Origin of the sequence: Curtobacterium sp. UCD-KPL2560, assembly GCF_001705035.1 — a bacterium.
Taxonomy (GTDB): Bacteria; Actinomycetota; Actinomycetes; order Actinomycetales; family Microbacteriaceae; genus Curtobacterium.
In genome coordinates this window covers 52,913-74,625 of the sequence record NZ_MCIG01000007.1, presented here as the reverse complement: position 1 = coordinate 74,625, position 21,713 = coordinate 52,913, and the positions used below count along the sequence as shown (strand labels likewise).

The following is a 21,713-nucleotide window of genomic DNA, read 5'->3' as shown; positions in this document are numbered from 1 at the left end:
ACGGTCTCGGCGGACGGCCGGGACCCGACCGGTAGGCTCGCGCGCATGACGTTCGCGGAGACCCGCCCCATCCTCGACCAGCTCGGCTACACCGTGCGCTACGTGCAGCTCCCCGGTGAGCAACTGCACGAGCCGCCGGTGGAGGGCGCGCTGCGGATCACCCCGGCGCAGGACGACGCGGGGGCCGCGGGGTCCGGCGACTTCGCGCTCGAGGTCGTGGACTACGGCACCGCCCGACGCCTCGCGACCGCGCGGGGAGAGGCCGACGCGGTCGAGATGCTGCGTCGCTTCCTGAACCGGCCGTTCCCCGCACCGCGGGACATCCCCCGGCACGAGCTCGACGGCCTCCGCGACCGCGCGGCGACGACCTACCCGCAGCTCGCGCAGCAGGTCGCCCAGGCCGGCGACGAGGGCCTCCGCATCCAGGTGCCGGCCGGCGTCCCGGTCGACCGCGTGGGCGGCCCGGACGGGTACCTCCTGCACCCGCTCGACACCCCGCTCCCCCAGCGTTCCCTGCCGCCGCACGTCGCGGCGGCGCCCGAGGTGCACCGCTACGTCGTCGAGCGGCCCTTCCTGGTCGAGGTGCGCTTCGTGCAGCCCTGGTTCGACCAGCCGGGAGGCGCGCTCCGGTTCGCGACGGCGGACCCGTCGGTCACGGTGCGCGACCTGGTCGTGGACGGCTCCCTGGTCCGGCTGCGGGTGGTCTGACCGCCCGACGTCCCACCGCACCACGACGAAGCGGCCCGCCCCCTGAGGGCGGGCCGCTTCGTCGTGCGGGAACGGTCGGGCTCAGTAGCCGGTCGTGCCCTGCATCGACGCCGCTGCCGAGAAGAGCACGATCATCGAGATGATCGAGATGACCAACGACAGGGCGCTGATGATGATGCCGGCGAGCGCGAGGCCACGGCCACGCTCACCCGTGCGCTTGATCTGCGTGAGCGCGATGATGCTCACGACGAGCCCGGCGATGTTCACGAGGAACGCCAGGATGAACCCGACGATCGCGAGGACGCTGTAACGGTCGGATGCCGGTGCGGCGGGCTTGTACGGCTGGGCGGTGGTCATGGGGTTCCCCCTCGGGAGCTGTGTGTGTGCTGCAGGCCGGTCCGGGTGGCCGGTCGCCATCACCATAGCGGCAGCGGGGCGCGGCGTCCGGCCGACCACTCCGGTCGGTCTCGGGCACCGCGCCCCGCTGTGTCGCTGGTCGTGGTCCGGGTCAGGCCTTCGGGAGCCCCGCAGCGTCGTGGCCGCCGTCGTACGCGCCCGGGGGCGGTCCGTCGGGACGGTCGTACTGCGCCCCGGCCGGGTTCGACTCGAGCGCACCGAAGACGATGCCCGCGATGCCGGTCACGAGCGAGATGAGCCAGAACGGCCCGGCGAGGTTCGCGTCGTGCACCCGTCGCCAGCCGAGCGCGAAGGTGGGCACGATCGTCGCGAGCCACCACAGGCCGTACAGCGCGAGGAACAGGAGGGCGACGACCGGGACCGACCCGTTCGTCGTCGTGTTGCCGTACTCGTCGACCGTCGTCGCCGAGGATGCGGCCCACGCGATGACGCCGGCGATGTAGCCGCCGAGCAGGATCGTCGAGACGATCGCGTTCGCCAGGACCCAGTACCAGAACTCACTGCGGCTGGCGCGACCGTCGAACCGGGCGTACTTCTTGAAGAAGCGGGTCACGGCGTCGAGGAAACCGATGCCGTACCAGGGGGCCCAGAGGGGCGGGGCGCCGCTCGCGTCGCGCGGGATCGGGCCGGACGGGACGAACTGCGGGTACGGCTGCTGTCCGTACGGCTGCTGCCCGTACTGCGGGGCCTGGCCGTACGGCTGCTGGCCGTACGGCTGCTGCCCGTACGGCTGCTGGCCGGGCTGCGGGGCCTGGCCGTACGGCTGCTGCCCGTACTGCGGAGCCTGGCCGTTCGGCTGCGGCGGCTGCTGCGGCTGGCCGGACTGCGGGGTCTGGCCGTCCGGCTGCTGGCCGTCCGGCTGCTGGCCCTCCGGCTGCTGGCCCTCCGGCTGCTGGCCGTCCGGCTGCCCCCACCGCGGCGTGCGGTCGTCGGTCATCGTGCGGCCCCCGGGCGGTCGTACCGCGCACCCTCGGGGTTCGACGGCAGCAGACCGAACACGATGCCGACGATGCCGACGAACACCGCGATGAGGTACAGCGCGCCGGGCAGGTTGGCGTCGTGCAGGCGCCGCCAGCCGAGCGCCAGCGTGGGCACGATCGTCGCGAGCCACCACAGGGCCGGGAGGGCCATGAGCACGAAGAAGAGCGGCCCCGGCGCGTTCGGGCTGCGGTAGACCTGGCCGTCACCGAAGTCGACGGTGTCGTACTGGATGGTCGAGAAGCGGTAGACCAGTGCGATCGTCACGAGGATCGTCGGCACGGCTGCCACGACCAGGTACGCCCACCAGAACTCGCTGCGGCTCGCGCGACCGCTGAACGTGGCGTACTTGCGGAAGAACCGGCCGACCGCCTGCCCGAACGAGGCACCGTAGCGCGGCGCCCAGAGCGGCGGCTCCCCGCCGGCACCGGTCACGTTGCCGGCGCCGAACTGGCCGTGGCCGCCGGCCGGCTGCTGCGCGGTCCCGTACGGCGGATCGGGTTGCTGGTAGGTCATGTGGTCCCCCTCGTGGTGTGGTCCTGTGTACCCCACGAGTCAACCAGATCCGCCGATCCGGGCGTCACATGCGGTCGGGCCGGTCGAACCGCTGTCCCTGCGGGTCGGTCGCGAGGAAGCCGACGATGAGCGCGAAGAGCACCCCGATCGGCGGGATGATGAAGAACAGGGTGAAGTACCCGGAGAGGTTGACGTCGTGCAGGCGTCGCATGGTCAGCGCGATGAACCCCACGGCGCAGGCGAGCGCCCAGAGGGTCGTCAGGCCGTCGTTGACGTTCGACAGGCCCGGCGCCGCGTCGAAGATCCCGCCCACGAACCCGGTCGCGAACGAGCCGATCGCGTACCAGAGCGCCCAGAACCAGAACTCGCTGCGGCTGGCTCGCCCGTCGAACCGCGCGTACTTCTTCCAGAACCGGCGGAACGCCTGCGGGAACGGGATGCCGTACCAGGGCGCCCAGATCGGCGGCTCGGTCGCGGTGGCACCGCGGGGCACGGCGGCCTGCCCGTACTGCGGTGCCTGGCCGTACGGGGCCTGGCCGTACGGTGCCTGCCCGCCAGAGGGCTGCTGCCCGTACGGTGCCTGCCCGTACGGCTGCTGCGGCTGGCCGTAGGGCGCCTGCCCGGACGGTGCCTGCCCGTACGGCTGCTGCGGCTGGCCGTACGGCGCCTGGCCGTACGGCTGCTGCCCGGCCTGCGGCTTCGCGTACGGGTCCGGCGCGGAGCCCTGCTGTCCGTACGGCTGCTGCCCGTACGGCTGCTGCCCGTCCGGCCGCTGCGCCCCCGCGCCCGAGTGGTCCTGTCCTCCGGGCTGCTGCCCGCCGTACGGATCCTGGTTGCTCACTGCTGTCCCTCCCGAGTGGTGACTGTCCCCCGCAGTCTGGCAGGCTCTGGGCTCCGCGGGCGTCCCTCGCACGGAGGACGCGCGGCGGACGCGCGAGCGCCGGGGATCTCGGGGTCCCGGAGTCCCCGGCCTCAGGGCAGCAGCGCGAGCTTCCCGCCCGGGTGCTGCGACTCGAGCAGGTGCACCGCGGCGAGGGCCTCGGCGAGCGGGAAGGTCCGTGCCACCGGGACCTCGAGCTCCCCGGCCCCGGCGAGGTCGATCAGGCGCTGGCGCACCGAGTCCCGGAACGCAGCGCTCTCGGGCTGCGCACCGCCGACGGCACGGATACCGTCGGACTGCGCGCGGCCGGGGGCCGCGATCGTGACGATGCGGCTGCGGTCCGCGACCAGGGCGAGCGAGACGTCGACGGCCTCGTCGGTCCCGACGCAGTCCAGTGCCACGTCGACACCGTCGGGTGCGCGGTCACGGATGCGTGCCTCCAGTCCGTCGCCGTACGCGACCCACTCGCCACCGAAGCGTCGGACGGTGTCGGCGTTGCGCTCGGAGGCGGTGCCGATCACGCGCGTGCCGAGCGGGCGGAGCAGCTGCAGCAGGCTCACGCCGACCGCACCGGACGCGCCGTGCACGACCACCGTGTCGCGTCCCTCCGCACGCGTGACGCGGATCATGTCGGCGGCGGTGGTCGCGGCGAGGAGCAGGTTGGCCGCCTCGGCGAAGCCGAGCGCGGCGGGCTTGGCGAAGACGTCGGCGGCGGGCACGGTGATGCGTTCCGCCCAGCCACCCGAGACGCGGAACGCCAGGACCTCGTCGCCGACCGCTCCCCCGCCGGAGGCGATCTCCGTGTCGGGTCCGACGGTGCTGAGCACGCCGGCGACCTCGTAGCCGATCGGCACCGGCAGGTCCGCCGGGTCGCCCTGCCGGACGTGCTTCGTGTCCGCGGGGTTCACGCCGGCGGCGCGGACGTCGATCGTGACCTCGCCGGGCCCGGGTTCCGGGACCTCGGTGTCGACCAGTTCCAGGACCTCGCTGCCGCCGAACCGCGGTGCCACCCAGTGCTTCGCCATGCCGTCGACGCTACGCCGGACCCCCACGCGGCCGCCGAGCGCGGCCACGGGTATCCGGTGGCCTCCGCCGGCCTCGCAGACATCCCGCGTCCCGACTGCGGGTCGCGACGGGCGCGACCACGGACGAACGGGAGGCGCGGTGCCAGCCGGCACCGCGCCTCCCGTCTCGTGGGGTGGTCGCGTCTCAGGCGCGCGCGGCGCGCACCCGCTCGGCGAACGCGGCGTGCAGCGGGTGCTGCGCGTCGAGTCCGGTGATCTCGCTCGCGACGTCGGCGTCCGCGCGGTCCGAGTGCAGCAGCTGCTGCAGCTCGACGCTCTGCTCGTCGTCGGCGACGTCGAAGCGGAGGGCGGCGCCCATCGCGTCCAGCAGCGCCGTGGGCTCGGTGCCGTCCTCGGCGAGGGCGGCCGCGGGCGAGACGAAGCGCTCGTCGCGCGACAGCTTGCGGAGCGGCTGACGCCCGACGCGGGTCACGGTGTCCGGCAGGTGCGGGTTCTCGAACCGGCCGATGATCGCCTGGACGTAGGAGCGGTGCACCTCGGGGTCGAGCTCGTGGCGGCGGACGAGCAGGTCGCTCGTCTCGGCGAGCACCGACTCGAGCGCCGAGCGCACCGCCGGGATCGCGATCGCGTCGGAGATCTTGTCGGCCCCGGCGAGGAAGCCGTGGTACGCCACCGTGGCGTGGCCGGTGTTGACCGTGAACAGCTTGCGCTCGATCGACGCGGCGAGGCCGTCGACGTAGTGCGCACCCGGGATCGTCGGCTCGTGGCCGTCGAACGGGGTGCGGTCGATCGCCCACTCGAAGTAGGTCTCGACCGTGACGTCGAGGCCGCCGCCCTCGGGCTGGGCCGGGACGATCCGGTCGACCGCGGTGTTCGCGAACACGGCCTTGGCGAGTGCCTCGTCGCGCGACTCGGCGGGGAGCGCGTCGACGATGAACTCGCGGAGCCGGTCGGTCGCGTTGATCGCGTTCTCGCACGCCATCACGGCGAGCGGCGCGGCGTCGGCCGGGCGCTGCACGAGGGCACGGGCGATGACCGGGGCGATGAACTTCAGGACCGTCGGACCGACGGCGCACGTGACGACGTCGGCCGCTGCGACCTCGGCCACCACGCCGTCCTCGTCCTGCGCGCTGTTCACGGCACGGAAGCCCGTGACGACGTGGTCCTGCGCACCCTGGCCGACCTCGTGCACGGTGTACGAGTCGGCGGCGGCGAGGGCGTCGATGAGCGGGGCGGCGACGTCGGCGAAGACGACCTCGTAGCCGGCCTCGTGGAGCAGGAGCCCGACGAAACCGCGGCCGATGTTGCCGGCGCCGAAGTGGACCGCGGTACCGGTGGTCACTCGTTGACCTCGCCGAGGATCGCGAGGATCGCCGCGGTGTCGGGGGCGTCGGTGAGCTTCTGGACCTCGTCCTCGTCCGAGAACACGATCGCGATCTTGGACAGGATGTCGAGGTGCTCGTTGTTCACGCCCGCGATGCCGACGACGAAGCGCACGGGGTTGCCGTCCCAGTCGATCGGGGTGGCGTAGCGGATGAACGACAGCGCGGACGACTTGATGGCGTCCTTCGCGTCGTTCGTGCCGTGCGGGATCGCGAGGAAGTTGCCCATGTACGTCGAGACGCTCTTCTCGCGCTCGAGCATGGCCGGGTAGTAGTCGGCCGTGACCGCGCCCGCCGCCTCGAGGATCTCGGCCGCCTCCTTCATCGCCTCCGACTTGGTCGGGGCGGTGTCCTCGGTGTGGATGCGGATCTGGCTCTCCTGCAGGACGGGCATCGGGGGTTCTCCTTCTTCTGGCGGAACGTGATGGAGGGGACGGGTCTGCACCCGTCCCCTCCGATACTGCACTGTGTTACTGGTTCTTGAGCTGGTCGACGACCTGGTCGTACTGCGGCGCGTTCATGAAGTTGCCGACCGACACGTGCTGTGCGTTCGGGACCTTCTGCTTCGCCCGGTCGGTCAGCTCCTCCTGGGTGATGACGAGGTCCTCGGTGCCGTCGAGGTTCGCGATCGCCTTGTTGACGACCGTGACCCCTTCGATGCCGGCCTTCTTCACCTTGTTGCGGAGGACGCTGGCGCCCATCGCGCTCGACCCCATGCCGGCGTCGCAGGCGAACACGACGTTCTGCACGCGGGTCGCCGTGGTCGTCGCCGACCCGACGCCGCCGAGCGTGGCCTCGGCCTCCTCGTCGGTGGCCGGCGCGTTGGTGCCGAGCAGGCCCGAGGTCGCGGCGTTCACGTCGCGGCCCTTGTTCGCCTGGAGCTTCGCCATCGCGGCGGACATGTCGCCGCCACCGTTCGCCAGGTCGCGCTTGCGGCTGGCGAGCAGGAAGAACGACGCGACCGCGAACGAGACCGCTGCGGACAGCACGACCGACAGGATGACGCCGACGAAACTGTCCTTCGCCGTCGCGGTGAGGACCGCGAAGATCGAGCCGGGCGACGCGGGGGCGACGAGGCCGGACTGGAACGCGACGTTCGTGGCGACGCCCGTGGCACCACCGAGGATCACGGCGATGAACAGCACCGGCTTCTGCAGCACGTACGGGAAGTAGATCTCGTGGATGCCGCCGAAGAACTGGATGAGGATCGCGCCGGGGGCGGTCGAGCGGGCGATGCCGACACCGAAGAAGGTGAAGGCGAGCAGGATGCCGAGGCCGGGGCCGGGGTTCGCCTCGAGCAGGAACAGGATGCTCTTGCCGGACTGCTGCACCTGCTGCGCGCCGAGCTGGTCGAGCACGCCGTGGTTGATGGCGTTGTTGAGGAAGAAGACCTTGGCGGGCTCGATGATGACGCTCGCGAGCGGCAGGAGCGAGCTGTCGACGAGGAACTTCACGGCGGCGCCGAGGCCCTCCGCGATGAGCTTGAACAGGGGCGCCAGCCAGAAGAAGCCGATGAGCGCGAGCACGAAGCCGAGGATGCCGGCCGCGTAGTTGTTCACGAGCATCTCGAAGCCGGGCTTGATCTTGCCGTCCCAGATCTTGTCGATCTGCTTGATGAGCCACGCGCCGAGGGGCCCGCAGATCATCGCGCCGAGGATCATGATCGTGCCGTTGGCGCCGATGATGACGCCCATGGCCATGATCGACCCGACGACGGCGCCGCGGGTCTCGTAGATCATGCGGCCGCCCTGGAAGGCGATCGCGAGCGGGATGAGGTACGTCAGGATCGGGCTGACGAGGCCGATGTTCGCGACCCCGTTCGTCTCCCCGAAGCCACCGAGGACGCCCACGGGCGTCCAGCCGGTCTCGATGAAGAACGCGGTGATGAGGCCCCACGCGATGAAGATCGCGATGTTCGGCATCACCATGCCGGAGAGGAACGTGCCGAACTTCTGCACGGCGACGCGTGCGCCACCCCGCGACTTCGCGGGAGCGTCGGGCGCTGCAACGGACGACGTTGTCATGTGCCTGGCTTTCTGTGATGGGTGCTGCAGTGGTGGAGGGAGGTGGTGCGGTGCTGCTGGTGGGTCGGGTGCTGCGGTGGTGCTGCGGCTAGGCGGCGTGCGCGGCAGCCGCGGCGGTCTTGGCCGCCGCCGCGGTGCTCGCGGCGAGTGCCGCCGTCGCCATCTCGCGGGCCTGGTCGAGCGTGTGCTTGCCGAGTTCGGCGCGCACGTCGGCCAGGGCCGCGGGGGTCATGGAGAGGGTGGTGGCGCCGAGGCCGACGAGGACGACGGCGAGCAGCGGGTCGGCCGCGGCCTCGCCGCAGATGCCCACGGGCTTGCCGGCGTCGCGGCCGGCCTGGCCGAGCTGCGCGACGAGGCGCAGGACGGCCGGGTGCCACGGGTCCTGGTAGCTCGCGACGGTGCCGAGCATGCGGTCGGCGGCCATCGTGTACTGGGTCAGGTCGTTCGTGCCGATGGACACGAAGTCAGCGGACGTGAAGACCTGCTCGGCCATGAGCGCGAGCGAGGGCACCTCGGCCATGACACCCGCGGTGCGGATGCCGAGCTCACGGGCCAGGTCGACGAAGTACTCGGTCTCCTCGGCGTCGGCGACCATCGGGGCCATCACCCAGAGGTCGGCCTCGGTCTGGGCGTCGGCCTGCGCGAGGGCGGTGAGCTGGTCACGCAGCACCTCCTCGTGGTTGCGGAGGGCCCGCAGCCCGCGACGGCCGAGCGCCGGGTTCTCCTCGTCCTTGTCGGTGAGGAACGGCAGGGGCTTGTCGGCGCCGGCGTCGAGCGCGCGCACGACGACCTTCTTGCCGGGGAACGCCTCGAGCAGCTGTCGGTACGACTCGGTCTGCTGCGCGACGGTCGGTGCGGTCGGCGCGTCGAGGAAGAGGAACTCGGTGCGGAAGAGCCCCACGCCCTCCGCACCGAGAGCGACGGCTCCCGCGGCGTCGGCGGGGCTGCCGAGGTTCGCGAGGAGGGGGACGGTGTGGCCGTCGGCGAGGGCACCGGCGGTGAGCGGTGCGGCCGCGGCGGCCAGGCGGTCGGCGATGCGCTGGTCGACGTCGGCGACGAGCGCGTCCGACGGGTCGGTGACGACGGTGCCGGCCGCGGCGTCGACGACCACGTGCGTGCCGTCGGCGAGGGCGTCCGCGCCGGTGACGCCGACGATGGCCGTGATGCCCTTCGCCCGGGCGAGGATCGCCGTGTGCGAGGTCGGGCCGCCGTCGCGGGTGACGAGTGCGAGCACCTTGTCCAGGTCGAGCAGGGCGGTGTCGGCCGGTGCGAGGTCGCGGGCGACGAGCACGAAGGGGGTGTCGGACTCGGGGACGCCGGGGGCCGGGACGCCGCGGAGCTTGGCGACGATGCGCTGGGCGACGTCGTCGAGGTCGGCCGCGCGCTCCCCCATGTAGCCGCCCATGCCGACGAGCAGGTCGCGGAACTGACCGAAGGCCTCGAACACGGCGCGCTCGGGGTTGGTGCCTCCGTCGATGCGGGCGTGCACGTCGTCGAGCAGGGTCGGGTCCTGCGCCATGAGCGCCTGCGCCTCGAGCACGGCCTGGGCGTCGCCACCGGCGAGCGCCCCGCGCTTGTTGAGGTCGTCCGCGACGACGGCGAGTGCGTCGTGGACCGCCTGCTTCGCATCCGCGGCCGAACCCTCGAGCGGTGCCGTCGACGGTTCGCCGAGCGGGTCCGCCATGCGGAGCACGGGGCCGTGGGCGACGCCACGGCCGACGCCGGTGCCGAGCAGTTCGGTCATTCGAGACTCCTTCATCTCACACGGAGGTGCGGTGGTGGGTGCGCGTCGCAGCGCATCAGAAGGAACCCGACCGCGGCGGCGTGGACGCAACCCTACCCCGATCCACGTTGACAAACAAACACATCCGGGGATAAAAATGCAGAAACAGATGCCCGTTTGCGTCTGCCGGACGATCATCCGACGGGCGATCCGACGCGATCGTGCCCGGTCGTGTCCGTTCCGTTCCGAGCACGCCGGGAACGCACCGCACCCCGAGCGTCCGGAGCACCGCCAGCGCCACCAGCACCCCAGCACCCCAGCACCCCAGCACCCCAGCCCCGACCGAGACGACGAGGTCCATGTACGCACCAGAGCGCCACCAGCGCATCGTCGAGCAGGCACGCGCGCACGGCCGTGTCGACGTGAAGGACCTGGCCGAACTGCTCGCCGTCACCCCGGAGACGATCCGGCGCGACCTCACGAGCCTCGAGCGCCGCGGGCTGGTCCGTCGGGCGCACGGCGGGGCGATCCCGGTCGAGCGCATCACGCTGCACCCCGGCGTCGGCGACCGCGGCGGCATCAACCAGGCCGAGAAGATGGTCATCGCCGAGGCCGCGCTCGAGGAGCTGCCCGAGAACGGGTCGGTGATGATCGACGCCGGCACGTCGACGATCTGCCTCGCCGAGATGCTGCCCACCGACCGCGGCCTCACGGTCGTCACGCACTCGTTGCCCGTCGCGATGGCGGTCGCGAACCGGGCCGGCATCGACCTGCACCTGCTCGGCGGGAACATCCGCAGCGACTCGCTCGCCGGTGTCGGCACCTGGACGCACCAGCTCATCGGCATGGTGAGCGTCGACGTCGCCTTCATCAGCATCAACGGCATCACGCCCGAGCGCGGCCTGACCACGCACAACGTCGCCGAGGCCGCCGTGAAGAGCGCGATGATCAAGGCCGCCCGTCGGAGCATCCTGCTCGCCGACCACACGAAGTTCGGTCGCGAGGAGTTCGGCCGTGTCGCACCGCTCGCCGCGATCGACACGATCATCACCGACCCCGCGGTCAACGCCGACCTCGTGCGCGAGGTCGAGGCCGCCGGCACCGAGGTCCTCTGGCCCGGCCGCGACTGACCGTCCGGGCACGCCCGGAACCCCCACCGCGCGCTCGCTAGCATGAGCGCACCACCCGTCGACAGGAGCACATCGATGTCCGAAGCCACCCGTACCGTCACCGTCGCGAGCGCCTCCGGCCTGCACGCCCGCCCGGCCTCCCTCTTCGTCCAGACCGTCACCGCGTCCGGCCACCAGGTGACGATCGCCAAGGGCGACAAGTCCGGCAACGCCGGCAGCATCCTCGCCCTGCTCGGCCTGGGCATCGAGAACGGCGACGAGGTCGTCCTCACGGTGACCGGCGACGACGCCGAGGCGACCGCGGACAGCCTGGTCGAGTTCCTGCAGACGGACCACGACGCCGCCTGAGCGCGCAGGTCGCGTCCTCGACGCGACCACCGGACGGACGGGAGGCGCGGTGCCAGCTGGCACCGCGCCTCCCGTCCGTCGTCCGGCCGGTCCACCGCGCCGACCGCGTCCGTCGTCCCGCTGACCCGCCGGCCCGCTGCCGCGTCCGCGGTCCGGACCGGGCCGTCGGCGCCCGCCGATAAGGTGGTCGGCATGACACGCCTGCGCCTCGCATCCGTCAACGTGAACGGCGTCCGCGCCGCGTTCCGGAAGGGCATGGGCGACTGGCTCGCCACCCGTGACGTCGACGTGCTCGCCCTGCAGGAGGTCCGCGCCTCGACCGACGACCTGACCGGACTGCTCGGCGACGAGTGGGACGTCGTGCACGACCCGGCGACGGCGAAGGGCCGCGCCGGCGTCGCGATCGCCTCCCGCAAGCGCGCGCACCTGCACCGGGTCGAGCTCGGTCCCGCCGAGTTCGACTCCGCCGGACGCTGGATCGAAGCCGACTACGAGGTCGGCGACAGCACCGTCACGGTCGTCTCGGCGTACGTGCACTCGGGCGAGGTCGGCACCGAGAAGCAGGACGAGAAGTGGAAGTTCCTCGACGCGATGACGGAGCGGCTGCCCGCCCTCCGCGCGCACAACCCGCTCGCGGTCGTCGTCGGTGACCTCAACGTCGGTCACGACGAGCGCGACATCAAGAACTGGAAGGGCAACGTCAAGCGCGCCGGGTTCCTCCCCCGCGAGCGTGCCTACTTCTCGCGGTTCTTCGGGGCCGAGGGCGAAGCGGTCGAGGGCGCCGACGGCTCCACCGGCCCGGGCCTCGGCTGGGTGGACGTCGGACGCGCACAGGCCGGCGACGTCCCCGGCCCCTACACGTGGTGGTCGTGGCGCGGACAGGCCTTCGACAACGACTCCGGCTGGCGCATCGACTACCAGGTCGCCACCCCCGAGCTCGCCGAGAAGGTCCGCACCTACACGGTCGACCGGGCCGACGCGTACGACCAGCGATGGTCCGACCACGCCCCCGTGGTCGTCGACTACGAGCTCTGACCCTCCTCCCACCCAGCACCACGCACCACCAGGACACCGCCATGACCAAGACGCGCATCTTCTCCGGGATCCAGCCCTCTGCCGGGTCCCTCCACCTCGGCAACTACGTCGGGGCGCTCATGCAGTGGCGCGACCTGCAGGACGACCACGACGCCATCTACTGCGTGGTCGACATGCACGCGATCACCTCGCCGCAGGACCCGGCCGAGCTCCGCGCGAGCACCCGGGCGACGGCCGCGCAGTACATCGCCTCGGGCATCGACCCGGCGAAGTCGACGCTGTTCGTGCAGTCGCACGTCCCGGCGCACGCCGAGCTGGCCTGGGTGCTCAACACCCTCACCGGCTTCGGCGAGGCGAGCCGGATGACCCAGTTCAAGGACAAGTCCGCGCGCCAGGGCGCCGAGGCCGCCTCGGTGGGCCTGTTCACGTACCCGATCCTGATGGCCGCGGACATCCTGCTGTACGACACCGCCGTGGTGCCCGTGGGCGACGACCAGCGGCAGCACGTCGAGCTCACGCGCGACCTCGCGACCCGGTTCAACTCCCGGTTCGGCGACACCTTCGTCGTGCCGAAGGCGCAGATCGGGACCGAGACGGCCCGCATCTACGACCTGCAGGACCCGACCAGCAAGATGAGCAAGTCGGCCGCGTCCGACAACGGCCTCGTCCGGCTGCTCGACGACCCGAAGCGCACGGCCAAGAAGATCCGCTCGGCCGTCACCGACACCGAACGCGAGATCCGCGCCGACCGCCAGGCGAAGCCGGGTGTGACGAACCTGCTCGCGATCCTGTCGGCGTTCACCCGCACGCCGGTGGCCGAGCTCGAGGCGTCCTTCGTCGGCAAGGGCTACGGCGACCTGAAGGGCGAGGTCGCCGACGCGGTCGTCGCCGAGCTCGAGCCGGTGCGTGCACGCACCCTCGAACTCCTGGACGACCCGGCCGAGCTCGACCGGCTGCTCGCCCTCGGAGCCGAGCGTGCCGAGTCGATCGCCGAGTCGACGCTCGCGCGGGTGTACGACCGCATCGGCTTCGTGCCCCGCACCCGGCGCTGACGTGCTGCCCGTCACGCTGTCGTCGGCCCGGGTGCGCCTCGACGTGCCCACCCGGGCCGACACCGCGGCGATCACGGCGGGCTGCCAGGACCCCGACGTCGTCCGCTGGACCACGGTGCCGACGCCGTACACGGAGCACCACGCGCGGTCCTTCGTCGACGCCCTGGTCGGCCCCGGGTGGGCGTCCGACCAGGAGTACACGTGGGCGATCCGCCGCACCGGGTCGACCTGGCTCGAGGGGGTCGTCAGCTACCGCACGTCGTACCGGGGTCTCGGCTTCTGGCTGGCCCCGTCCGCGCGCGGTGCCGGACTGGTGCACGAGGCGGTCGAGCTCGTGGTCGCGTGGGCGTTCTCCCAGGGAGCACCCGACGTGTACTGGGAGTGCTGGGAGGGCAACACCGGCTCCGCCCGGGTCGCCCGCCGCGCCGGGTTCTCGTACACCGGGACCGCGCCGGCCCGCGTCCCCGACCGCGACGGCGGCCCGACGACCGCCTGGACCGGGCTCCGTCGTGCCGACGGCGCACCGGCCTCCGACCGTCCGTGGCCCGCAGCGGTGGTCGGACGCCCCGGCGACGTTCGCTGACAGGGGACAGCACGGTGACGCGTCACCGAACGGCGGTGGGTAGTGTCGGAGCGTGACCACCACCACCGCTCCGTCGGCTCGTCCGGCCGAGGTCCGAGCCATGCGGCGTGCGCTCCAGCTCGCCGCGCTCGGGCCGGCGGTCGGCGACCACGCCCGGGTGGGTGCGGTGATCCTCTCCCCCGCCGGTGACGTCCTCGCCGAGGGCTGGCACAAGGGCGCCGGGACCCCGCACGCCGAGGTCGACGCGATGGCGAAGGTGCCCGCCGAGCAGCTGCGCGGTGCGACCGCGGTCGTGACCCTCGAACCCTGCAACCACACCGGCCGCACCGGCCCGTGCGCCGTGGCCCTCGTCGAGGCCGGCATCGGCCGCGTCGTCTACGCCGTCGACGACCCCGGGGTGCAGGCCCGCGGTGGTGCCGACCGCCTCCGCGCCGCCGGCGTCGAGGTCGTGTCCGGGGTCCTCGCCGACGAGGCCGAGGCGTTCCTCGAGCGCTGGCTCCTGTCGGTGCGCCAGGGCCGGCCCTGGGTGACCGTGAAGTGGGCGTCGAGCCTGGACGGCCGCGCTGCCGCCGCCGACGGTACGAGCAAGTGGATCACCGGGACCGCCGCACGGCAGCACGTGCACGAGCAGCGGGCCGCCCACGACGCCATCCTCGTCGGCACGGGCACGGTCCTCGCCGACGACCCGAGCCTCACCGCGCGCGGCGACGGCGGCGAACTGCTCGCCGACCAGCCGCTCCCCGTCGTGCTCGGCGACCGCCCGGTCCCCGCCGACGCCGCCGTCCGCCGCCACCCGCGCGGACTGCTCGTCCTGCCGGGCCACGACCTGTCCGCGGCGCTGCACGGCCTGCGGGACCACGGCGTCCACTCCGTCCTCGTCGAGGGCGGCCCGACCATCGCGTCCGCCCTCGTCGCCGCGGGCCTCGTCGACGAGGTCCTCGTGTACCTCGCGCCCGTGCTGCTCGGCGGTCCCCGCACCGCCCTCGGCGACGTCGGCGTGGGAAGCATCGGCGAGCGCCACCAGTTGGACGTGACATCGACCACCAGCCTCGGCCCCGACCTGCTGGTCCGTGCCCGACCGCACCGCGTTCGACCCCGTGTCGAGCAGCCCGCGGTCGGACAGCACGGTGACGGCGGGGCCCGTACCGACCGGAGCACCCCATGACCGACCCCCGCACCTCCCCCAGCCCCGGCAGCCCGGTCCGCTTCGAGGTCGCCACGACCGTCCCGACGACGCACGGCACCTTCGAGATGCGCGCCTACCGTGACCTCGTCACCGGCGCCGAGCACGTCGCGATCATCGGCCGCGGGGCCGACGGGTCCATGCCGACCGACGGCGCGCTCGTCCGCGTGCACTCGGAGTGCCTGACCGGCGAGGCCTTCGGGTCGCTGAAGTGCGAGTGCGGGCCGCAGCTCGACGCCGCCCTGGACACGATCGCCGTCGAGGGCGGGATCGTCGTGTACCTGCGCGGGCAGGAGGGGCGCGGCATCGGCCTCATCAACAAGCTCAAGGCGTACCGCCTGCAGGAGGACGGCCTGGACACCCTCGACGCGAACCTCGCGCTCGGGCTGCCCGCCGACTCCCGCGAGTACGGCGGTGCGGCCGGCATCCTCGCCGACATGGGCATCACGAGCGTCCGCCTGCTGTCGAACAACCCCGAGAAGCGCCGCCAGCTCGAGGAGCACGGCATCACGGTCGAGGCGCTCGTGCCCCTGGTCGTGGGCGTCGTCGCGCAGAACGCCGGTTACCTCGACACCAAGCGCGACCGGATGGGCCACCAGCTCCCCGCGCACCTGCAGACCGGCGCCGCGAGCTGAGCGGCACCGGCACCAGCACCGCGAGCTGACCGGCAGCAGCAGCAGCAGCAGCAGCAGCAGCAGCGACGGTCCGCCCTGCGCGGACCCACACGGCGGTTCCTCGGCGGATTCGCAGGTGGCCGACATGTGTCGTAGCCTGGGTGCTCCGTCACGAGCGGTCCTCCCCAACCGAACGCACCCGACCGGTGCCCGCGCCACCCCGCGCGAGCCGATCGGTGTCCGCAGCTTCGGGACACCGCCGCGCTCGCCCGAGCGCTCCCCGCGAAAGTCCGTGCCCCATGTCCGCCGCACCGGCCACCCCGTCCACCACCGACACCGCTCCGGCGACGAACCCGCGCTCGCGGGTCGTCATCGCCAGCCTCGTCGGCACGTCGATCGAGTTCTACGACTTCTACGTCTACGCGACCGCCGCCGTCCTCGTCTTCCCGACGCTGTTCTTCCCGAACGAGGACCCGACGGCCTCGCAGCTGTCCTCGTTCGTCACGTTCGCGCTCGCGTTCTTCGCCCGGCCCGTCGGGTCGGTCCTGTTCGGGCACTTCGGTGACCGCATCGGCCGCAAGGCCACGCTCGTCGCGTCCCTGCTCGTGATGGGCGCCGCCACGTTCCTGATCGGCTGCCTGCCGACCTTCGGCAGCGTGGGGGTCCTGGCGCCCGTGCTGCTCGCCGTGCTCCGCTTCGCGCAGGGCGTCGGGCTCGGCGGTGAGTGGTCCGGCGCGGCCCTGCTCGCGACCGAGAACGCCCCCGAGGGCAAGCGCGGCGTGTTCGGCTCGATGCCGCAGCTCGGCGCGCCGATCGGCTTCCTGCTCGCCAACGGCCTGTTCATCGCGATCAACGCCGCGATGCCCGCCGGTGCGGACGGCACCCCGAACGCCGACTTCCAGGCGTGGGGCTGGCGCATCCCGTTCCTGCTCTCCGCCGTCCTCGTGCTCGTCGGCCTCTACGTACGGTTCAAGCTCGTCGAGTCCCCGGTGTTCCGCGACGTGCAGGAGACCGGCTCGGTCGCCAAGGTCCCCCTCGGCCGGGTGTTCCGCACCTCGTGGAAGGCCGTCATCGTCGGCACCTTCGGCATGGTCGCGACGTACGTCCTCTTCTACTTCATGACCACGTTCACGCTCAACTACGGCACGAACCCCGCCGAGCCGACCCCGCTCGTGAAGCTCGGGCTCGGCTACAGCCGCGGCGAGTTCCTCACGCTGCTCATGATCGGCGTCGTGTTCTTCGGCATCTGCACGCCCATCGCGGGCTGGCTGGCCGACAAGTACGGCCGTCGCCGCACGCTCATCCCGACCACGGTCGGCATCGCCCTGTTCGGCCTGACGTTCCAGTTCTGGTTCGCCGCCGCCACCGGACCGATCACCGTCGTCACGTTCCTCGTCGTCGGGCTGTCGCTCATGGGCCTGACCTTCGGCCCGATGGGTGCGCTCCTGCCCGAGCTCTTCCCGACGAACGTCCGCTACACCGGTTCCGCGTTGGCGTACAACATCGCATCGATCATCGGCGCCTCGCTCGCACCCACGATCGCGCTGAAGCTGTGGCAGCCGGACGGGAACATCTTCCTGGTCGGGCTCTACCTGACGGCCGCCGCGGTGGTGACGTTCGTCGCCCTGCTCTTCGTGCGCGAGACGAAGCACGCGCGGCTCGGCGACGCCGACGTGACCGCGCAGGACGGCGCGACCACGGGTCGCTGACGCGACCCCCTGCGGACGGGAGGCGCGGTGCGGGCCGGCACCGCGCCTCCCGTCCGACGTCGGGTCGCGTCCACCGCACGCCACCCGCCGTCCGACGTCGGGTCGCGTCCACCGCACGCCACCCGCCGTCCGACGTCGGGTCGCGTCCACCGCACGCCACCCGCCGTCCGCGCCGGTCCACCCACTCGACGACGCGTGGTCGGGAGGGCCCCCGACCGACGTGAGCGGCCCGCGCGCAGCGCGCACCCACCGGTCGGTGCGAGGATGGTCGGCGGCCGCCACACCCCGCCCGGGCGGCAGGAACCAGGAACGATGAGCCTCCCCTTCACACGCCGGAAGCAGTCCGACGGGCCCCGTGCCAGCTTCGGCCGTCTGCTGACCTACCTGTTCGAGAACAAGCCCGCGATGGTCGTCATCATCGTGCTGAGCGTCCTCGGCGCCGGGGCGTCCCTCGCGCAGCCGCTGCTCGTGAACCAGGTCGTCACCGCGGTGCAGCACGGGCACACGCTCTCGGTGCTCGTCTGGGCGCTCGTGGCCCTGGTGCTCGTGTCCGGACTGCTGAACGGCGTCCAGCACTTCCTGCTCCAGCGCGCGGGCGAGGGCGTCGTGCTCTCGACGCGCCGCAAGCTCATCGCGCGCATCCTCAACCTGCCGATCTCGGAGTTCGACACCCGCCGCACCGGCGACCTCGTGTCCCGCGTCGGCAGCGACACCACACTGCTGCGGGCCGTGCTCACCCAGGGCCTGATCGAGTCGATCGGCGGCGCGCTCACCTTCGTCGGCGCGATCATCGCGATGGCGGTCATCGACCCGCTGCTGCTCGGCATCACCGTCGTCATCGTCCTCGTCGCGATCGTCGTCGTCGGCGGGCTCAGCCGGCGCATCCGGATCGCCTCGAAGCGCGCGCAGGAGAAGGTCGGCGACCTCACCGCCGCGGTCGAGCGCGGCATCGGCGCCGTCCGGACCATCCGTGCCGCGGGTGCCACCGCGCGCGAGGTCGCCGAGGTCGACGGCCACGCCACCGAGGCCTACCGCCGCGGGCTCGACATCGCGAAGATGTCGGCCTTCGTCGTCCCGGTCGCGAGCATCGTCATGCAGGTCGCGTTCATCGCCGTCCTCGGGGTCGGCGGCGCGCAGGTCGCCGCCGGGCAGATCACCATCGCCACGCTCATCACGTTCATCCTGCTGCTGTTCATGATGGTGATGCCGCTCGGACAGGCGCTCGGCGCGGCCGTCGCCGTCGCGCAGGCACTCGGGGCGCTCGGCCGGATCGAGGAGATCCTGCACCTGCCGACCGAGGACCAGGACGACGCCGCGGTCCGCACCGCACCGGCGATCGAGACCGACGACGCGATCGCCTTCGAGCACGTCACCTTCCGGTACGCGCGGACGTCGGGTGCGGACGGTGCAGCCGGTGCGGGTGGCGGATCCGAGGCCGCCGGCGGTGCCGGCGGGACGGGCCGGCCTGGAGGCGCGGTGCCGGTCACCGACGCCGGCGCCGACGACGACGTGGTGCTGGACGACGTCTCCTTCCGGGTGCCCCGCGGCGCCCGGGTCGCGCTCGTGGGTCCCTCGGGTGCCGGCAAGTCGACCACCCTGGCGCTCATCGAGCGCTTCTACGACCCGACCTCGGGGGTGATCCGGCTCGGGGGCGTGGACGTCCGCGGGCTCGACCGCGCGGAGCTGCGCGCCCAGATCGGCTACGTCGAGCAGGACGCCCCGGTGCTCGCGGGCACGATCCGGGCGAACCTGCTGCTCGGCTCCCCCGACGCCTCGGAGCAGGAGTGCGTGCGCGTCCTCGAGGCGGTGAACCTCGGCGACGTCCTGCACCGCGACCCGCGCGGCCTCGACGCACAGGTCGGCGAGGACGGCGTGATGCTGTCCGGTGGCGAACGCCAGCGGCTCGCGATCGCCCGGGCGCTCCTCGCCGCTCCCCCGATCCTGCTGCTCGACGAGTCGACGTCCTCGCTCGACGGCGTGAACGAGCAGAAGATGCGGCTCGCGATCGACGCCGTGGCCACCGACCGCACGCTGCTCGTGATCGCGCACCGGCTGTCCACGGTCGTCGACTCGGACGTCATCGTCGTGCTCGAGCACGGCCGGGTCGTCGGGACCGGGACGCACTCCGAGCTCGTGCAGTCCACGCCGCTGTACCGCGACCTGGCGAAGCACCAGCTCCTGGTCTGAGGCGCCGGGGGCGGTCCCGGCCGGTCCGGCCCCGGGGGTCGCGAGACCCGGGGACGGGTCAGGCGGCGAAGGGGTCGGGCGTCAGGACGTAGACCGACTCCAGGTACTCCTCGATGCCCTCGTGCGAGCCCTCACGGCCGAGCCCCGAGGACTTCACGCCGCCGAACGGGAACGCGGCGTTCGACACCACGCCCGTGTTCAGGCCGAGCATGCCGGTCTCGAGCCGCTCGGCCAGGCGCTGCCCACGACGGAGGTCCGACGTGAAGGCGTAGGCGACCAGGCCGTACTCGGTGTCGTTCGCGAGGCGGACACCCTCCTCCTCGGTCGCGAAGCGGGTGATCGACACCACGGGCCCGAAGATCTCGGTCGTCAGGACGTCGGACCCCGGCTGGACGTCGTCGAGCACGGTCGGTGCGAAGTACGTGCCCGGGCGGTCGACCCGCTCCCCGCCCGTGACGAGCCGGGCGCCGCGCGCGACGGCGTCGTCGACGAGCCGGGCGGCCTTGTCCACCGCACGGTCGTCGATGAGCGGACCGAGGGTCGTGCCGTCCTCGGTGCCACGACCGACGCGCAGCTCCTCGACCTTCGCGGTGAGGGCAGCGGTGAACGCGTCCGCGATGCCCTCCTGCACGAAGAAGCGGTTCGCGGCCGTGCACGCCTCGCCCGTGTTCCGGAACTTGGCCTGCATCGCCGCGGCGACCGCCTCGTCGAGGTCGGCGTCGTCGAACACGAGCAGCGGCGCGTTGCCGCCGAGCTCCATGCTCGTCCTGAGCACGGTGTCGGCAGCCTGCTTGAGGAGTGCCGAACCGACCGGTGTCGACCCCGTGAAGGTGAGCTTGCGCAGGCGGCGGTCGGCCAGGAGCGGTGCCGAGAGCCCCTTCGCGTCGAGCGACGGGACGACGTTGAGGACCCCGTCCGGGAGCCCGGCGCGACGGAACAGCTCGACCAGGAACAGCGTCGTCAGCGGGGTGAGCTCGGCGGGCTTGAGGACCACCGTGCAGCCGGCGGCCAGCGCCGGGCCGATCTTGCGCGTGGCCATCGCGAGCGGGAAGTTCCACGGGGTGATCGCGTAGACCGGGCCGACCGGCCGGCGGAGCACGATGCCGCGTCCGGTGCCCTCCGGGTTCGTGCGGTAGTCGCCGTGGATGCGCACGGCCTCCTCGGAGAACCAGCGGAGGAACTCCGCACCGTACGCGACCTCGCCGCGCGACTCGGCGAGCGGCTTGCCCATCTCGAGCGTCATGAGGGCCGCGAGGTCGTCCTCGTGTTCGTGCGCCAGCTCGAACGCGCGGCGCAGGACGTCGGAGCGCGTGCGCGGCGGCGTCGCAGCCCATCCCGCCTGCGCTGCGGCCGCGGCGTCGAGGGCCGCCGTGCCGTCCTCGGGCGTCGCGTCGGCGACCTCGGCGAGGACCGTACCGGTGGAGGGGTCGCGGACCGGGAAGGTCGCACCGCCGGACGCCGCCCGCCACCGGCCGCCGATGAACAGGCCGGTCGGGACGCCGTCGACCGAGACGTGCTCGTCGGCGACGGTCGTCGTGGTGCCGGGGGCGGCCGCGTCCGCGGTCGTCGTGTCCGTGTCGGTGGTGTCGGTCACAGTACTGCTCCTCCGGGGCTCGCGAGCCCCTCGTCCGTGTCGCTGCGGTCGACGTGCCCGCCGACCGCCCTGATGTCGTCGAGCGCGGCGGCGCTCCGGTCCGGGTCGACGCCCGCGACGAGGTCCTCGTACACGGCGACGTCGAACCCTGCGGCGCGCGCGTCGAGCGCCGACGCGAGGACGCAGTGGTCGGTCGCGATGCCGACGATGTCGACCGTGGTCACCCGCCGCTCGGCCAGGAGCTCCGGCAGCGGCGTGCCGTCCTCGGTGACCGCCTGGAACGCCGAGTAGTCCGGCCGTCCCTGGCCCTTGTACACGTCGACGTCGACGACGCTCGTGTCGAGGTCGGGGTGGTACGCCGCGCCCTCGGTACCGCCGACGCAGTGCACGGGCCACGTGTCGACGAAGTCCGGACCCGCCGGCCCGGCGAAGTGCCCGCCGTTGTCGTCGTCGCCGTGGTGCCAGTCACGCGATCCGACGACCAGGTCGTACTCGTCGGCGTGTCGACCGAGGAAGACGCTGATGCGCTTCGCGAGTGCGGCGCCACCGGTCACCCCGAGTGCACCGCCCTCGGTGAAGTCGTTCTGGACGTCGACGACGAGCAGTGCCCTGGCCATGCGTCCAT

General features: G+C 72.6%; 20 protein-coding genes and 1 pseudogene. 10 read left to right on the top strand and 11 right to left on the bottom strand.

The genetic code is table 11. The features are described 5' to 3' along the window. Window positions 1-45 precede the first annotated feature (45 nt). Window positions 46-708: a TNT domain-containing protein gene (locus BEP24_RS03700; RefSeq protein WP_065960375.1), complete on the top strand. Its 663-nt coding sequence runs from the start codon at window positions 46-48 to the stop codon at window positions 706-708. 81 nt (window positions 709-789) lie between these two features. Here the strand turns inward: BEP24_RS03700 and BEP24_RS03695 are convergent, their stop codons facing one another. The 9 genes from BEP24_RS03695 to ptsP all read right to left on the bottom strand — a co-directional run bounded on the left by BEP24_RS03695 (window position 790) and on the right by ptsP (window position 9,674). After that, complete coding sequence (locus tag BEP24_RS03695) at window positions 790-1,065, bottom strand: DUF4190 domain-containing protein (protein ID WP_065960372.1); 276 nt, start codon at window positions 1,063-1,065, stop codon at window positions 790-792. Between the two features lie 151 nt (window positions 1,066-1,216). Continuing rightward, window positions 1,217-2,062, bottom strand: a complete 846-nt coding sequence (locus tag BEP24_RS18110; protein WP_083230045.1) for a DUF805 domain-containing protein — start codon at window positions 2,060-2,062, stop codon at window positions 1,217-1,219. Beyond that, window positions 2,059-2,619: a DUF805 domain-containing protein gene (locus BEP24_RS03685; protein ID WP_083230044.1), complete on the bottom strand. Its 561-nt coding sequence runs from the start codon at window positions 2,617-2,619 to the stop codon at window positions 2,059-2,061. The genes BEP24_RS18110 and BEP24_RS03685 overlap by 4 nt, the downstream gene beginning before the upstream one ends. Window positions 2,620-2,683: 64 nt before the next feature. After that, the gene (locus BEP24_RS17960) at window positions 2,684-3,460 is read right to left on the bottom strand and encodes a DUF805 domain-containing protein (RefSeq protein WP_065960371.1); all 777 of its coding nucleotides are present in this window, start codon (window positions 3,458-3,460) and stop codon (window positions 2,684-2,686) included. A 131-nt stretch (window positions 3,461-3,591) separates the two neighbouring features. Further along, window positions 3,592-4,524, bottom strand: a complete 933-nt coding sequence (locus BEP24_RS03675) for an NADP-dependent oxidoreductase (protein WP_065960405.1) — start codon at window positions 4,522-4,524, stop codon at window positions 3,592-3,594. A gap of 184 nt (window positions 4,525-4,708) precedes the next feature. Continuing rightward, window positions 4,709-5,866, bottom strand: coding sequence for a mannitol-1-phosphate 5-dehydrogenase (locus BEP24_RS03670; RefSeq protein ID WP_065960369.1), 1,158 nt, complete (start codon window positions 5,864-5,866; stop codon window positions 4,709-4,711). Then, complete coding sequence (locus BEP24_RS03665) at window positions 5,863-6,300, bottom strand: PTS sugar transporter subunit IIA (protein WP_031274425.1); 438 nt, start codon at window positions 6,298-6,300, stop codon at window positions 5,863-5,865. The genes BEP24_RS03670 and BEP24_RS03665 overlap by 4 nt, the downstream gene beginning before the upstream one ends. 76 nt (window positions 6,301-6,376) lie before the next feature. After that, window positions 6,377-7,930: a PTS mannitol transporter subunit IICB gene (locus tag BEP24_RS03660; protein WP_065960367.1), complete on the bottom strand. Its 1,554-nt coding sequence runs from the start codon at window positions 7,928-7,930 to the stop codon at window positions 6,377-6,379. Between the two features lie 88 nt (window positions 7,931-8,018). Next, complete coding sequence (gene ptsP / locus BEP24_RS03655; protein WP_065960365.1) at window positions 8,019-9,674, bottom strand: phosphoenolpyruvate--protein phosphotransferase; 1,656 nt, start codon at window positions 9,672-9,674, stop codon at window positions 8,019-8,021. A 338-nt stretch (window positions 9,675-10,012) separates the two neighbouring features. On the opposite strand from ptsP, the gene BEP24_RS03650 reads away from it, so the two are divergent. The 9 genes and pseudogenes from BEP24_RS03650 (at window position 10,013) to BEP24_RS03610 (ending at window position 19,494) form a co-directional block, all read left to right on the top strand. Further along, complete coding sequence (locus tag BEP24_RS03650; RefSeq protein WP_065960363.1) at window positions 10,013-10,783, top strand: DeoR/GlpR family DNA-binding transcription regulator; 771 nt, start codon at window positions 10,013-10,015, stop codon at window positions 10,781-10,783. Window positions 10,784-10,858: 75 nt separating this feature from the next. After that, window positions 10,859-11,131 (top strand): HPr family phosphocarrier protein, encoded by a 273-nt coding sequence (locus tag BEP24_RS03645; protein WP_065960361.1) that lies wholly within the window; start codon window positions 10,859-10,861, stop codon window positions 11,129-11,131. A gap of 192 nt (window positions 11,132-11,323) precedes the next feature. Then, complete coding sequence (locus tag BEP24_RS03640) at window positions 11,324-12,166, top strand: exodeoxyribonuclease III (RefSeq protein ID WP_065960360.1); 843 nt, start codon at window positions 11,324-11,326, stop codon at window positions 12,164-12,166. A gap of 41 nt (window positions 12,167-12,207) precedes the next feature. Continuing rightward, on the top strand, window positions 12,208-13,218 hold the full coding sequence (gene trpS, locus BEP24_RS03635; protein WP_065960358.1) for a tryptophan--tRNA ligase: 1,011 nt from the start codon (window positions 12,208-12,210) through the stop codon (window positions 13,216-13,218). Window position 13,219: 1 nt separating this feature from the next. After that, on the top strand, window positions 13,220-13,801 hold the full coding sequence (locus BEP24_RS03630; protein ID WP_065960355.1) for a GNAT family N-acetyltransferase: 582 nt from the start codon (window positions 13,220-13,222) through the stop codon (window positions 13,799-13,801). Between the two features lie 100 nt (window positions 13,802-13,901). Then, on the top strand, window positions 13,902-14,966 hold the full coding sequence (gene ribD / locus BEP24_RS03625) for a bifunctional diaminohydroxyphosphoribosylaminopyrimidine deaminase/5-amino-6-(5-phosphoribosylamino)uracil reductase RibD (RefSeq protein WP_065960403.1): 1,065 nt from the start codon (window positions 13,902-13,904) through the stop codon (window positions 14,964-14,966). 29 nt (window positions 14,967-14,995) lie between these two features. Further along, window positions 14,996-15,619, top strand: a pseudogene (gene ribA / locus BEP24_RS03620) (GTP cyclohydrolase II); the annotation flags it as partial. A gap of 278 nt (window positions 15,620-15,897) precedes the next feature. Further along, window positions 15,898-17,307, top strand: a complete 1,410-nt coding sequence (locus tag BEP24_RS03615) for an MFS transporter (protein ID WP_065960351.1) — start codon at window positions 15,898-15,900, stop codon at window positions 17,305-17,307. Between the two features lie 312 nt (window positions 17,308-17,619). Beyond that, window positions 17,620-19,494: an ABC transporter ATP-binding protein gene (locus tag BEP24_RS03610; RefSeq protein WP_065960348.1), complete on the top strand. Its 1,875-nt coding sequence runs from the start codon at window positions 17,620-17,622 to the stop codon at window positions 19,492-19,494. 58 nt (window positions 19,495-19,552) lie between these two features. Here BEP24_RS03610 and BEP24_RS03605 read toward each other — a convergent pair whose 3' ends face one another. Both BEP24_RS03605 and BEP24_RS03600 read right to left on the bottom strand, forming a co-directional pair. Further along, the gene (locus BEP24_RS03605; RefSeq protein ID WP_065960400.1) at window positions 19,553-20,980 is read right to left on the bottom strand and encodes an NAD-dependent succinate-semialdehyde dehydrogenase; all 1,428 of its coding nucleotides are present in this window, start codon (window positions 20,978-20,980) and stop codon (window positions 19,553-19,555) included. Window positions 20,981-21,084: 104 nt separating this feature from the next. After that, the gene (locus BEP24_RS03600; RefSeq protein ID WP_065960345.1) at window positions 21,085-21,705 is read right to left on the bottom strand and encodes an isochorismatase family protein; all 621 of its coding nucleotides are present in this window, start codon (window positions 21,703-21,705) and stop codon (window positions 21,085-21,087) included. Window positions 21,706-21,713 lie beyond the last annotated feature (8 nt).